Source organism: Flavobacterium calami, from assembly GCF_038290035.1.
In the GTDB taxonomy this organism is placed as follows: Bacteria; Bacteroidota; Bacteroidia; order Flavobacteriales; family Flavobacteriaceae; genus Flavobacterium; species Flavobacterium calami.
The window spans coordinates 91820-105499 of sequence record NZ_JBBYHS010000008.1; the positions used below are offsets into that span (position 1 = coordinate 91820).

Below are 13680 nucleotides of genomic sequence, written 5' to 3' on the forward strand. Positions count from 1 at the left end.
AATCCTATTTTATTTTTTAGAATAATTAGGATACTTACGCTTTTACTTTTCAGTTCAGATTACTACATCTGAGCCAATTTTATCATTTATCCTAAAATATCATGACAGAAACAGTTATAAAGAAAAGTCTATTTTCTAAAATTTTTACCACCTTAAAGCAAGCGCTTAAAGGTGACGAATCATTTGATTACACATCCGGAAGTATCAAAAAAGCAGTAATCCTGTTAGCCATTCCAATGGTTTTGGAAATGATGATGGAGTCGGTTTTTGCTTTGGTCGATTTATATTTCGTCGGACATTTGGAACACAGCAGTTTTGCGATTCAGACTGTTGGTTTAACCGAATCAGTTTTGACAATTATATATTCTCTTGCTATTGGAATGAGCATGGCGGCAACAGCAGTTGTGGCCAGACGAATCGGAGAGAAAGATTCTGTAGCTGCTGCAAAAGCCGGAATGCAGGCGATTATTATTGCTTTCGCAGTTAACAGTGTATTGAGTATTTTCGGAATTATGTATGCGAAAGATATTCTCGTACTTATGGGATCATCCGTAGAATCTGCCGAACACGGTTTCAGATTTACCCAAATCATGATTGGCTCCAGTTTGTGTATTATGCTTTTGTTTTTAATAAACGGAATATTTCGTGGAGCAGGAAATGCAGCCATTGCGATGAAAAGTCTTTGGATTGCCAATATCTGTAATATTATTTTATGTCCGGTTTTAATTAACGGTTTGGGACCAATACCAGCTTTTGGATTGGTTGGAGCCGCATTAGCCACAACATGCGGAAGAAGTATTGGGGTTTTATATCAATTATATCATTTATTTTCAGGAAACGGAATTTTAAAAATCAAAATTTCATATTTCTTACCAGATTTTACACAAATAAAAGCTTTAGTAAAAATTGCGGCTCCGGGAGTTTTACAATTTGTAATTGCTTCCTGCAGCTGGATTTTCCTGGCAAAATTAGTAGCCACAACAGGAGGCGATCATGGTTCAGCAGGTTACCAGACAGCACTTAGAATTATGATGTTTTTTATTCTTCCTGCCTGGGGATTGAGTAATGCAGCCGCAACTTTGGTGGGGCAGAACTTAGGAGCCAAACAAATCGAACGTGCTGAAAAATCGGTTTATACAACAGCAAAATACAATGTGATTTTCATGGCTTCGATTATGATTATTACATTAGTTTTCGGAAACTATATTATCTCTTTTTTCACGAATGATGAAATGGTTAAAACGGTTGCTGCTGAAGCATTGCGCACGATGAGCATCGGATTTGTTTTCTACGGAATCGGAATGGTTTTAATTAATACTTTCAATGGGGCAGGAGATACCTGGACACCAACCGGAATCAATTTCTTTGGGTTTTGGCTGTTCCAGATTCCGCTTGCTTATGTATTGGCAAAGCATTTTAATATGGGGCCAACTGGTGTTTTTATTGCAATTCCGGTTGCAGAAACTGCCATAACTTTAGCGGGGATTGTGCTTTACAAAAGAGGAAGATGGAAACGTATTCAGGTTTAAAATATATATTGTACAATATTTCTTAAATTTAAACGTTGAGATTTATGAACCAAAAAAGGAAATACTATGAAAACCAAAACCAGAATTTTAGGAGTTTTAGCAGTTCTCGGACTGTTTGTGATTTTAGCTTTTAAACCATTAAATGATAAAAAAGTAATCGTAATTGATGCTGGTCATGGCGGACATGATTTTGGAGCAACACTAGGTGGATTTGAAGAAAAGGCTCTTGTAGAAAAGATTAGCAAGAAAATAAAAGCACTCAATAAAGATGAAAATATTGAAATTGTTTTACTTAGAGATGGCGATCATTTTATGGAATTAAGCGAAAGAGTTTCGATAATTAATAATCTCAAAGCTGATTTGGTTGTTTCTTTGCATGTAAACACTAGTAAGGATTCTAAAAAGAGAGGGTTTGAGGTTTATGTTTCTAACAAAAATGAGCAATTTAAGGAGGCTTCAACATTAAAAGCAAAAAAATTATTAAGCACTATTTCAAACCAAAGTTTAGCAAAAGGAGAAGTAAAAGAAGCTCCCTTTTATATAATGAAAAATTCAAATTGTCCCGCTGTATTAATAGAACTTGGATATTTATCAAATGAAAATGATAGAAATTACATCACTAGCGAAATAGGACAAAACGAATTAGCTGCCCAAATTTTGGAATCTGTAAAGTAAAAATATCATTATGGAAGATAAAAAAAGACCTTCAAAATTTTTGAAGGTCTTACTTTTTAAACAAACTCATATCCCGCATAAACCTGTTCTATTTCTTTCATAATGGCGAATAAATTTTCAGGTTCATCAGTAGTAACTAATTTTTGTTTGAATTCTTTGAACGAATGAATTCCTTTGAAATAATTGGTATAATGACGACGCATTTCTACAATTCCCAATCGCTCGCCTTTCCAGTCCATTGACCATTGCAAATGATTTCTGGCAGCTTCAACACGATCAATAACCGTTGGAGCAGGCAAGTGTTCTCCGGTTTTAAAAAAATGTTTGATTTCGTTAAAAATCCACGGATAACCAATTGCAGCGCGGCCAATCATGATTCCGTCAATTCCGTATTCATTTTTATATTTTAGTGCTTTTTCCGGACTGTCAATATCGCCGTTTCCGAAAATTGGCATTGTAATTCTTGGATTGTTTTTTACACGTGCAATATGCGACCAGTCAGAATGGCCTTTGTACATTTGGGCACGGGTTCTGGCATGAATTGTCAAAGCCTGAACACCAATATCCTGAAGTCTTTCTGCCACTTCATCAATATTGATGGAGTTATCATCCCAGCCTAAACGGGTTTTTACCGTAACAGGTAAATCAGTGCCTTTGATAACTGCTTTTGTCAGACGAACCATCAAATCAACATCTTTTAAAACTCCCGCACCGGCACCTCTGCAGACTACTTTTTTTACCGGACATCCAAAATTGATATCCACTAAATCAGGTTTTACGGTTGAAACAATTTTAGAAGACATTTCCATTGCTTCCTCATCACCACCGAAAATCTGAATTCCAACAGGTCGTTCGTAATCAAAAATATCCAGCTTCATACGGCTTTTTATAGCATCACGAATCAATCCTTCTGATGAAATAAATTCAGAATACATCATGTCAGCTCCGTGCGTTTTGCATAATCTGCGAAACGGCGGATCACTAACATCTTCCATCGGTGCGAGTAATAAAGGAAATTCGGGTAATTCTATGTTGCCAATCTTGACCATTTTCAATATTTTTTGCAAAATTACAACATTTAGTTCAATTTGTGCCAAATTGAATGTCCAAAGGTTCATAGCAACAAAGGTTCAAAGGTTTTTTTATCAAGCTATTACATAGCCTTTGTCCCTTTGAACCTTTGCCTCTTTGTACCTAATACTAAGTTCTATAATCAAAAAACCGAATTGGTTTTCGGCTCATCGGGTTAAAAACCAAAGGGTTTAAAGTTTCTTTTGAAGCGAATTCTATTTTTGGCGTTACTCTCAGTTTGGCTCTGAAGTGATCTTTAATTTCCTGTAGAAATTCCGGAGTTTGATTTTTTACCGCAATTTTTATCAGGATTTCATCAGTACCTAAATCATTCGTAGAAATTTCAATTAAATGATTTTCGATGTTATCAAAACTGCTCAAAACATCGTTCATCGCCGGTGGATAAAGCGTTGTACCTTTATATTTGATCATTTGTTTTTTACGACCGATAACTGGTCCGACACGCAACGTGTTTCTCCCGCAGGCGCAAGGTTCCTCGTGTAACTGCACAATGTCTCCGGTTTTAAAACGCAATAACGGCATCGCTTCAATTCCTAAAGTCGTAAAAGTCAGTTCGCCGGTTTCACCATTTTTAACTGGTAAATTATTTTCGTCCAGAACTTCAACAATGATTAATTCCGGATGATGATGCCCGCCCTGACCGTGTTCACATTCTGTAAAAGCCGTACTCATTTCGGTTGAAGCGTAAGTCGAAAACAACTTAATATTCCATTTATCCGTAATTTTTTTCGATAGAATATTCATTGAAAAATCCTGTTTTCTTAAAGATTCTCCGATGCAGATAGCACCTTTTATGCTTGAATTATTATAATCAATTCCGTGAATTTCCGCGTATTCGATTAATTTTAAAAGGAAAGAAGGAACGGTAATTAAGTAACTCGGATTGTATTTTAAAATCGAATCCCACTGCATTTCCGGAATTCCCGCTCCAACACGAATAACACCAACTTTCAGTTTGCGCAGACCCAAAAAATAAGCCAGACCGGCCATAAATTTTCGGTCAATTGTTGTCATTAACTGAACTACATCGCCTTCTGCAATTCCTGCGCAGGCAAATGAAATGGCTTCATTATAAGCCAATCGGTCTAAATCAGAATCGGTTAAACCAAAAGTTACCGGATCACCTAAAGTTCCTGATGTAGAAGCATAATCGATAATTTTATGCTGCGGAACACACATAAAATCATCGTTATATTGCTGTAAATCTTCTTTTGTGGTTACGGGCAAAAATTGTAAATCTTCGAGTGTTTTCACTTTCGAAATATCAATATTTTGTCCCGCAAAAAGTCTTTTGTAAAATGGAGAATTCTCGCTGATATAAGCTAAAAGTTCAGCTAATTTCTGTTCCTGAAAAAATTTAATTTCCTCTAAAGAATTTTTTTCTATTGCCGGAATCATTGTAATTTTCTTTTGAGTTTTTTTAAATATTTTTCAATTTCTGCTTTTTCAGGAGCGGTAGTAATTTCTTTGGTCAGTGCTTTTTCAAAATTTACCTGAGCCTGTTGATATTCTTTCTTTTGGTAAAAGTACAATCCTGTTTTATAATACACAACCCAATAATCCGGGTTTAATGATTGATAATTTTGAATGAATTCAGCAGTAATCGTTTCCTCCTTTTTTAGATACAAATCCATTTGATGATCTTCAGTTTTAAACTTTTTATAGTTTTGAAAAGCTTTCGTTTTTATGAAAGGATCTTTGGCAATATTTAAATTTTCCTGTTCGAATGAAATTTCGACATTCGACTTTTTGCCATTAAAAACAGAATCCAGATTGTAACAGACAAATTCGCCCAATTGATACGGATTAGCCGAAACCCAGACGAGTTTTTCTTTTGGTTTAAAAATAATTCCGTGATGTGCCATTAACTGATTCAGCGCTTTTTCGTTGCCGTAACCCAAAGGAATATTTTCTAAGCCATTTTTATCACGAAGTATTTCAGAAGCAATCTGCGGATTGATCTTTTTATTTTCGGATAAAAGCTCCTGCATTCTTTCAAATCGGTATTCAGAATGACTGTTTACAATTTGCTCCTGATTTCGTTTATCATTTTTAAAAGCATCTCCCTGAAAATGATTGGAACAAATTAACTGACTGGTATTTGGCATATCAAAAACATCCATTTTTTTTGGAGAAACTTCAATTAAAACCGCTTTGTTATCATTGGCACTTCCCACCATTATGGATTCTGAAACAAATACTTTTCTCTTTTTGGCAATGGCGATCGCTTCCTCAATATTCTTGGCGTGTTGTAAAATTTCACGGGTCAGAATCGAAATAGGTGTTTTGGCAATCAGCGGGATTTTAGATTTTGAAGCATTAATAGTTACAGTCAGACCCTGCTGATTCATTCCTGAAACGGCGCCAATCATTCCTGGCCAGGAAACCATCATAAAATTATGGCCTTGTTTGGGTTTTACAAAAGCAATGATTTTATTTTCTGCGAAAGCGTCATTCACATAAAAATCAAAATTGCGTCCGAGAATTAAATTTCCGTCCTCAGATTTTTCATTCCATGCAGCAAAAGACGAACATCCTACTAAGGCCAAATCCTGCAAAGCGTGCCCAATGTCGTGCGCTGCGTGCAAATATAAACCACGCTGATATTGAGGTGCGATGTTGTCAAATTCATGCGAAGTATATTGAGAAACTCCATAAATCTCTGTCTGATATTCTTCAGGAACATTCAGATATAATTTTCGGTTGAACCAGCTCAAAAAATGGCGCAGCATTTTCTGCTGAAATTTGGAAGGGACAATATCTGTTATTTTAGAGAAAAAAATGTGTTGCTGTTTTTGCAAAAGCGAGTCTGACAATGCTCCGGTTGTAAGTCCAATTTCCAGCGGATCACCTTCGACATATAATTCCCAAAGACCTTGTTTGTTTTTTGAAAGCGAATTATTCCCTGAAATAAAAGAGCTGTCGGAAAATTTAGTGACAACGGGTTTTGTAGCGTTATAATTAGAAATATCGGGCAGATGTTTTTTTGATTTTGTCGTGCCACAGGAAACCAGAATTCCTAAAAAACCAATAATAAGATAGAATGTGATCTGTTTTTTCATGTCTTATTTATTCTGTCGCCTGATTGATTTTCGTAATTAAGTATTCTTTGCCGAGAATTTCAGAACACGTAACAACTGCTCCAATAGTTACTCCTAAAACTCCGTGCATGCTGATGCTTTGACCGGTGAGATACAAATTTTCTAATTTGGTTTTTGACGGAATCAAAGTTTTCATCGGATTGTTGGAATCTTTGACATAGCCGTACATATTGCCTTTATCACCCCCAATATAATCACGGTAAGAGAGCGGACTTGAGGTATGAACAGACAGAATACAATCTCTGATTCCCGGAAATTTTATTTCGATTTCATCTAAAAATTTAGCTGCTTTTCTCGCTTTGAATTCTTCATAACTTTCACCACGGTCATTTTTTTCGACAGTTGTATTAAAGGTATTTGCCCAGGGCAGGACATCATCAAATTTCATGTACGTGATAAACGTCATTCCGTCTGCCCAGATTTCGTCTTTTTTAGACGCATTCATAGAAGCCATATACATTTTTGGCCACGAATTTTCATCGTATTCATGTGCTGTCCAGACTTCACCGCTATTTTTAAAATGATAATAATTGTGGTTGATGTATTTGAAGGTCCCGGGCTTAAAAACCAGATACAGACTAAAAGCCGAAAGAACGCCTTCCAAACTTTGAATTCTGTTAAAAAATGGCTTTCTGAAGTTTTCTTCACCTGCCATTTTCAAAGTTGTTTTGGGTTCAATATTTGAAATAAAAAGCTTTCCGGAAACCTCTGTTCCGTCTTTCATTTTAACCGAATTTACTTTATGATTTTCGACTTCGAAACTGATAACTTCTTTATGTTTGTAAAATTCGCCGCCGTATTTTTTAAGCTGTTTCAAAAGCTGTTTGGTAATCTGGCTTCCGCCGTTAATACAGCGCCAGGAACTTTCTATATACGAATTTACAATCAGTGCATGAACATAAAATGGAGACTTGTCCGGAAGACCTGCATACAGAAAATTGGAACCTGCCAGAACGGCTTTTAGTTTTTCATTTTGGGTAAAAGAATCAATCGTTTCTTTTGCATTGCGTCTTAAAATTTCATCGTCATATTTTCCTTCCCATTCTAAATTATAGAGTGGAAAAGAACCGCAGACTTCTTGTAAACTTTTACAATAGTTCTCAATATTTTCTTTTTCTTCAGGAAAAGATTTAACTAATTGACAAACAAAATTCTCATAACCCTGCGCATGAGGATACTCGGTAGTATCGTCTTCAAAAGAAATAATATCAAAAGCATTTTCGTCTAATTGCTTCAGGTTTAGTTTATCGATAATTCCCAGATATTTAAAATACTGATGCAGGTTTTGACCTTCGCCTAAACCTCCGATATAATGAATTCCGGTATCAAAAATAGTTTTGTTGCGAACAAAAGTCTGAAGATTTCCTCCGTACTGATTGTTCTTTTCGAGCACACAAACGCTGTAGCCTTCTTTAGCCAGAATAATGGCCGAGACCAATCCGCCTAAACCACTGCCTACAATTACTACGTCGTATTGCTCTTTCATTTTAAATTTTCTTTAAAATGATGAGGTTATTTTCTTCTAAAACACAATCAAAACCAAAATCAGTTATTGTGTTTTTTAGACGGGAAGAACCCACTAAAATTATAGAAGAAGCTTTAATGATTTCCGGAAAAATATTTAAGCTTTCATCCGAAATTAATACAACATCATATTGATTTTCAGCAGCTGATTCTAATTGATCCGGATACGATATTTTTCTTTTTTTCGCAATGTAATTGGTTTTGGCCACGGCTCTTTTTTCTTCATCAGAAATATACGAATGAATTTTTCGCTGTGGTTCCTGCAAAGTCAGTAAAACATCTAATTGCCCGTAATCATTGGCTAAATGTAATATTCTGGCTTTCGCCGAAATGTGTTGATTTAGGCGATAATAGGTTTTGAGATGCGTTTTTAGATTTTGTTTTATACTTTTTACGACTTCAATTTCCTTGTAATCATAACTATGAATCAGCATTTTCCTGAAATAATCCGGGCCTTCAATTTCCTGACGGATTTTGCTAAATTCAGTTTTAAAGAAGCTGCTGATTTGTTTGGTTCTTTCAGCATAATTTTTTCCGAAAGAATGATTTTCAGGAGTTATTCTTTCTAAAACAGAAACCGTAATACTACCGTCATAAATTATAAAATCGCCTTTTGGCAAAACTTCTGAAACACCATGAATTAAAATCGGAAGAATGTCTAAATTCAATTCTTCCGCAAGATAAAAAGCACCTTTGTGAAAACGCTTAATCTGATTGCTTTCAGAACGTGTTCCTTCAGGAAAAATGATTATCGAATACCCTTCTTTTGCTTTTTGGCGTAAATGCTCAACACCGTTTTCAAGCCCTTTTGTAACAGGATAAAAACCTGCTTTTTTAGCAATGGGTCCAAAAAATGGAGAGTTATACACCCAGTCATTTACTAAATAAATGACTTTTGGACTCAGCATTCCAATTGTCAGGCTATCTAAAAATGATGTATGATTGGCAATAATTATGGCTGGTTTTTCAAAAGTTTCATTAAAAGCATTGATTACTTTTTTCTGCACAAACGGATTGGAATATAAGACTGATTTCACAAACTTCGAAATCACAAATCGAAAACCTTTCATTTTTGTTTTTTCACTTACAGGTAAAACCGGCATGATAATCAAAGAATAAAGCGACATTAAAATCCCGCCAAGTCCGTAGTAAAAAAAAGAAAGAATACCATTTAAAAAACTGCGTAATGCAAAAGGTGGATTTCCGTTTTTGGATCGGTTTGATATAAACAGTTTAAAAAGAATCGGGTAGAAGATGAACGTAATAATCAGTGCTGCAAAAACCCCAATTAACGAAACTGATGAAATCGAAGTCAGCGCAGGATGCTTCGCAAATATCATGGCGCCGATTCCTAAAATTGTCGTGATTACAGCTAAAATTATGGATGTTCTGTAAATCGCAATTTCGTTTTTTCCGGTAGAGTATTCTTTTTGAAGTGCGCTGGTCATGAAAATACTAAAATCAACTCCGTGACCAAAAATCAAAGTGCAGACGATCATGCTGAAAATATTCATCTGAATGCCAAAAATTCCCATAATTCCTGCTGTAACAATTCCGGTTAAAGCAATCGGAATACAGCTTAAGATTACCAATTCGATTCTTCTGAAAAAGAAAAACAAAATCAGAATCACAGCGACAAAAGAATAATTGATAAGCGAATTAAAATCGGTTTTCAAAGTGCTGAAAAAGGTTTCATTCATCTGCTGACGGTCGATTGCAATCAGATTTTCTTTGGCCGAAGCCGATTTTACAAAAGCATCGCGCTGTTCCGGTGAAACTTTTACCAAAGTCGAAATGGTGTAAAAACCATTTTTTTCGGTTACAAATTCTTTCAGCTGCAACGCCTGAATTTTTAAATAAGCTGAAGCAGAAATGTGCTTGAAATCAAAATTTAAATGATCAAAAAAGATACTGTATGTGGTTGGCTTGAAACCAAGTTTGGAACCTTCGGCAATTAATTGAGATTGTAAAAACTGTTTTTTATTCGCATCCCAAAACGAATTCCACTTTTCAATTTTTTGAAGCTGTTCATTCTGCGAAAGCATAATTCCGCCCACAGAACTGAAATTCAATATTTTCTTTTGCTGTTTTTCTTTTGCTAAATCGGTAAAAAGCTGGCTGTTGTGCTGTAAAACTTCTTCCATACTTTTTCCGTACGAAGCGACATAAATGGTTTTTGAAGTCAGGCTCGTGCTTTCTTCCAATTGCTTTTCTGCAGCTTTGATTTCCTTTGGAACAAAATTTAACTGCGACAAATCGTTATTAAAACCAACATCATTATAAGTAAAAAAGCAGACAATCGTAATCAAAACACAAAATCCAATCAAAAATTTATTGTTGTGAAAGGAGAAATGAGCCAGTTTATCGATCACATTTTTCTTGTGTTCAAAATTATTTTCCTTCGGTTTATATAAATGCGGAACAATCAAAAGCGAGAAAAACGCGGAAGCCATCACAATGACAGCGGCAAAAATTCCAAGATCATTCAGCGCATCAGATTTTACGAAAAGCAGACACAAAAAAGCAACCGCTGTAGTCGAACTGCTCATGATGACAGGCATCGTGATGTCTTTGTATAATGTTTTTATGTCGCTGTTGTGCTTGTAATGCGTAAGAATGTGCAGCGAATAATCAATCGTAATTCCTAATAAAATAGATCCGATTCCGAGTGAAATTGCTGAAATCTGTTCTTTTACGAAATATAAAAAGGCAACGGCAAACAAACCCCCAAATACTGTCGGAATAAAAATAATCAGCGGAATTAATATTTTTCGGTAGAATAAAATTAAAATCAGCATCAGCGTAATCATGGCAATGGTAGTCGTCAGGACTATATCGCTTTTGATTTGTGTGGCATTTGCAACGGCAATCAACGCCGATCCAAAATAACTGACAGAAGTTTTTCCTTTAAATTTCTGATTTAAATTCTCTTGAATCGATTTTAGTTTTTCAACAAAAAGAGTGTTTTTTTCAGTTTCGCTCGATGAAATATCTGAGGTAATAAAAAGCAATAATTTCTTTTTGTCTTTGGTCATCACAAAACCATTGTCGAGCGTAAAATCATCACCAATATTTAACTGCTGTAATTTTTTTAAAGCAATAAATGAAATCCCAAGAGGATCCTGGAGAATGAAATCTTTTGTTACAAATCCGGATGGAGAAATAATTGATTTATAATTTCCCTGAACGGTAGCTGCAATACTGTCTTTCTCAAGTTTATTCTGAATCGTTTTATAATCTTGATCGTCTAGAAAAAGTGGCAGATTGTTGTAAACAAAATCAATCGTTTCCTGAATATTTTCCTCGTCAATTTTTCCCTGAATTCCGGTAATATACGGTTTGCAGGATTGAGAAACACTATCTGAAAAGGCAGTTGCCATTTCTTTTAAATCCTCTTCAGAACCGTTTTTTTCGAGTTTGAAAATGACAGTTGTTTTATCGGCAAAATTTAATTGTTTTAAGACTTTTGCTGTAACATCGGCTTTGTCATTGGTTGGAATAAGTTTGGTTATGTCTTCTTCAAATTTGATTTGAGAAGCAAAAAATCCGAAAACAAAAAGCATCAGCACGGCCAAAAAAACCGAGAGCGATTTTCTTCGGTTTACAAATAAATGAATGGCGTAGAAATATTGATGCATGACGGATTAAATTTTTTCAGCCACGAATTCACGAATTTATTTTTTAAATCCGTGGCTAATTAACATAGAATTTTATTCTGTACGTTTCCTGGTGAAAGCCGTTAAAAGTAAATAACTAATTAAACCAACTGTTAGCGCAGAAACGGATGCTAAAATAAGACTTCCTACGATATATTGTGTAGCATTTTTTTGAATATCATCAAGTGTGATCGAACTATCCAAAATTAAAGGCGTTTCGCCGGAAACAAAAATGCTTCCTACCTGAAGTGAAGCGTAAATAATAAAAGGAATGAAAGGGGGGAAACTCACGTTTGAAGTCAGATAAGCAATGACTTTGTTGAGCCTGAATAAAGCTGCGAATGTGAAAAGTAAAATGGTCTGAAAACCCCAAAAAGGTGAAAGACCAATAAAAATTCCCAAAGCAATTGCAGCCGCTTTTTTAAAATCAGAATCTTTACTTTCTAAAATATCTTCAAGAAAGAATTTTTTTAAACCTTTTTTTTTTGCTCTTCTGAAAAAATCTCTGGGTTTGATATAAAGCAGCGCATTAGTCACCAACACCGTATTTAAAATACTGATTCGGGTAAAATCCCGGAACGGACGAAAATGTGAAACCCGCTCAGCCGGATCATACAAAACCTGAATCGGAATGTTTTTTACTGTAATTCCTTTCCATGCAGATCGTACAATAACTTCAATTTCAAATTCAAATTTGTTCGTGTAAAATTGTTTCGGAAGGAATTGCAACGGATATAATCTGAAACCGGATTGTGTATCGTCAAGTTTGATTCCGGTTTCGAACTTAAACCAGAAATTCGAAAATTTATTTCCGAAACTGCTTTTCTTCGGCACATTTTCCTGCGTCATATTTCGGCTTCCAATCAACAGTGAATTGGGTTCTTCCTGAATGGCTGCAATAAAATTTGGAATATCGGATGCAAAATGCTGCCCGTCAGAATCAATCGTGATGGCATATTCAAATTTCATTTCGATTGCTTTTCGAAAACCGTTTCTGAGTGCTCGTCCTTTTCCTAAATTTTTAGGATGATGAATTTGTGTAAGCTGCGAATATTGTTTTAAAATGTCGAAAGTTTCATCTGTCGAACCATCATTAACCACAATAATATCTGGAGTGAAATCTAAAACAGAGTCCAGTACTTTTTTTAGTGTTTTTTGATTATTGTACGTCGGTACAATAACACAAAAGTGAGTCGAATTAAGTAATTCCTGCTGTGATTTCATGTGGTATTTTTTGAGCTTTTATTTTACAAATTGCTTCTCTTTTTCAGAGAAACTTTTAGATTGTAAAACGAAGTCTTTAAGATAAGCTTTCAAAGCAGAACTCTGCGAAGCATAATATGTCGTTATGAATTTTTTATCTTCTTTAATGTTTTTCTTGTATCCCGTAATACCCGGAACATCTTCCTGAACACTTAGTCTGATCATTCGCATTTCAATATTACTTGGATCACTTTTTATTGTGGCTTCAAGCAATTTTGCGCCTTCTTTAAAACGATCTATTTTCTGGCTTAATTTTTTTTCAAATTTAGAATCCAATAAAATAGAAGCCGCTTTATAAGCCACTAAAATTTTATCATCATTATTTGAAACGCCTGCAAGTTTTGCTACAAATTCTTTGGCATTACTTTCAGATTTTGTAACGTCAGCATACATTTTTCGAATAGCAGCCAAATCCGGATTGCCTGCAAAATTTACCAGTAGAAGTAATGTCAGTAGCAATTTCATAATTATATTTTTTTATACACATTGCTCAGTTTCAAAGCAACAGTATCATTAAAATAAGTAGTGTTTTTTACTTTAACCAAATTATCTTCGGTTGTTGTAATATCAAGTTCCAAACGTAATTCAGGAGTATTTTCAGGATTTATAAGCGCCATAAATTTTACATTTGAAAGCGTCTGAATCATTAAAGTCTGCTGTGTTATTTTCTCTGTCAGCTCTTTAATAATCTGAATCATGCAAACACCCGGCATAATTGGATTCCCCGGAAAATGACCTTTGAAAACTTCATGTTTTTCATTAACCAGAATCGTAAAAGTATGTTTAGAATCGGATACTTTTTCTTCCGAAAGTATTTTGTAAAAGTCTTTTAAAACCATA

General features: G+C 35.0%; 10 protein-coding genes. 2 read left to right on the top strand and 8 right to left on the bottom strand.

Annotated elements, in window-relative coordinates:
* Positions 1–101: 101 nt before the first annotated feature.
* The gene (locus tag AAEO57_RS08745; protein ID WP_341691669.1) at positions 102–1529 is read left to right on the top strand and encodes an MATE family efflux transporter; all 1428 of its coding nucleotides are present in this window, start codon (positions 102–104) and stop codon (positions 1527–1529) included.
* A gap of 66 nt (positions 1530–1595) precedes the next feature.
* Positions 1596–2204, top strand: a complete 609-nt coding sequence (locus AAEO57_RS08750) for an N-acetylmuramoyl-L-alanine amidase family protein (RefSeq protein ID WP_341691671.1) — start codon at positions 1596–1598, stop codon at positions 2202–2204.
* 56 nt (positions 2205–2260) lie between these two features.
* On the opposite strand, the gene dusB is transcribed toward AAEO57_RS08750, so the two are convergent.
* The 8 genes from dusB to AAEO57_RS08790 form a co-directional block, all read right to left on the bottom strand.
* Positions 2261–3253 carry a tRNA dihydrouridine synthase DusB gene (gene dusB, locus AAEO57_RS08755; protein WP_306154850.1) on the bottom strand — a complete coding sequence of 331 codons (993 nt, stop codon included), beginning with the start codon at positions 3251–3253 and terminating at the stop codon, positions 2261–2263.
* A gap of 151 nt (positions 3254–3404) precedes the next feature.
* A complete protein-coding gene (gene flxY, locus AAEO57_RS08760) occupies positions 3405–4694 on the bottom strand; it encodes a flexirubin biosynthesis putative acyl-CoA ligase FlxY (RefSeq protein WP_341691677.1) in 1290 nt (429 codons plus the stop codon).
* A complete protein-coding gene (locus AAEO57_RS08765) occupies positions 4691–6358 on the bottom strand; it encodes a C45 family autoproteolytic acyltransferase/hydrolase (protein WP_341691679.1) in 1668 nt (555 codons plus the stop codon). The genes flxY and AAEO57_RS08765 overlap by 4 nt, the downstream gene beginning before the upstream one ends.
* A gap of 7 nt (positions 6359–6365) precedes the next feature.
* Positions 6366–7883 carry a phytoene desaturase family protein gene (locus AAEO57_RS08770; RefSeq protein ID WP_341691681.1) on the bottom strand — a complete coding sequence of 506 codons (1518 nt, stop codon included), beginning with the start codon at positions 7881–7883 and terminating at the stop codon, positions 6366–6368.
* A 1-nt stretch (position 7884) separates the two neighbouring features.
* Complete coding sequence (locus tag AAEO57_RS08775) at positions 7885–11559, bottom strand: 1-acyl-sn-glycerol-3-phosphate acyltransferase (protein WP_341691683.1); 3675 nt, start codon at positions 11557–11559, stop codon at positions 7885–7887.
* A 72-nt stretch (positions 11560–11631) separates the two neighbouring features.
* Positions 11632–12801 carry a DUF2062 domain-containing protein gene (locus tag AAEO57_RS08780; RefSeq protein ID WP_341691685.1) on the bottom strand — a complete coding sequence of 390 codons (1170 nt, stop codon included), beginning with the start codon at positions 12799–12801 and terminating at the stop codon, positions 11632–11634.
* A gap of 18 nt (positions 12802–12819) precedes the next feature.
* Positions 12820–13305, bottom strand: a complete 486-nt coding sequence (locus tag AAEO57_RS08785; RefSeq protein ID WP_341691687.1) for a hypothetical protein — start codon at positions 13303–13305, stop codon at positions 12820–12822.
* Between the two features lie 2 nt (positions 13306–13307).
* A complete protein-coding gene (locus AAEO57_RS08790) occupies positions 13308–13679 on the bottom strand; it encodes an ApeI family dehydratase (RefSeq protein ID WP_341691689.1) in 372 nt (123 codons plus the stop codon).
* Position 13680 lies beyond the last annotated feature (1 nt).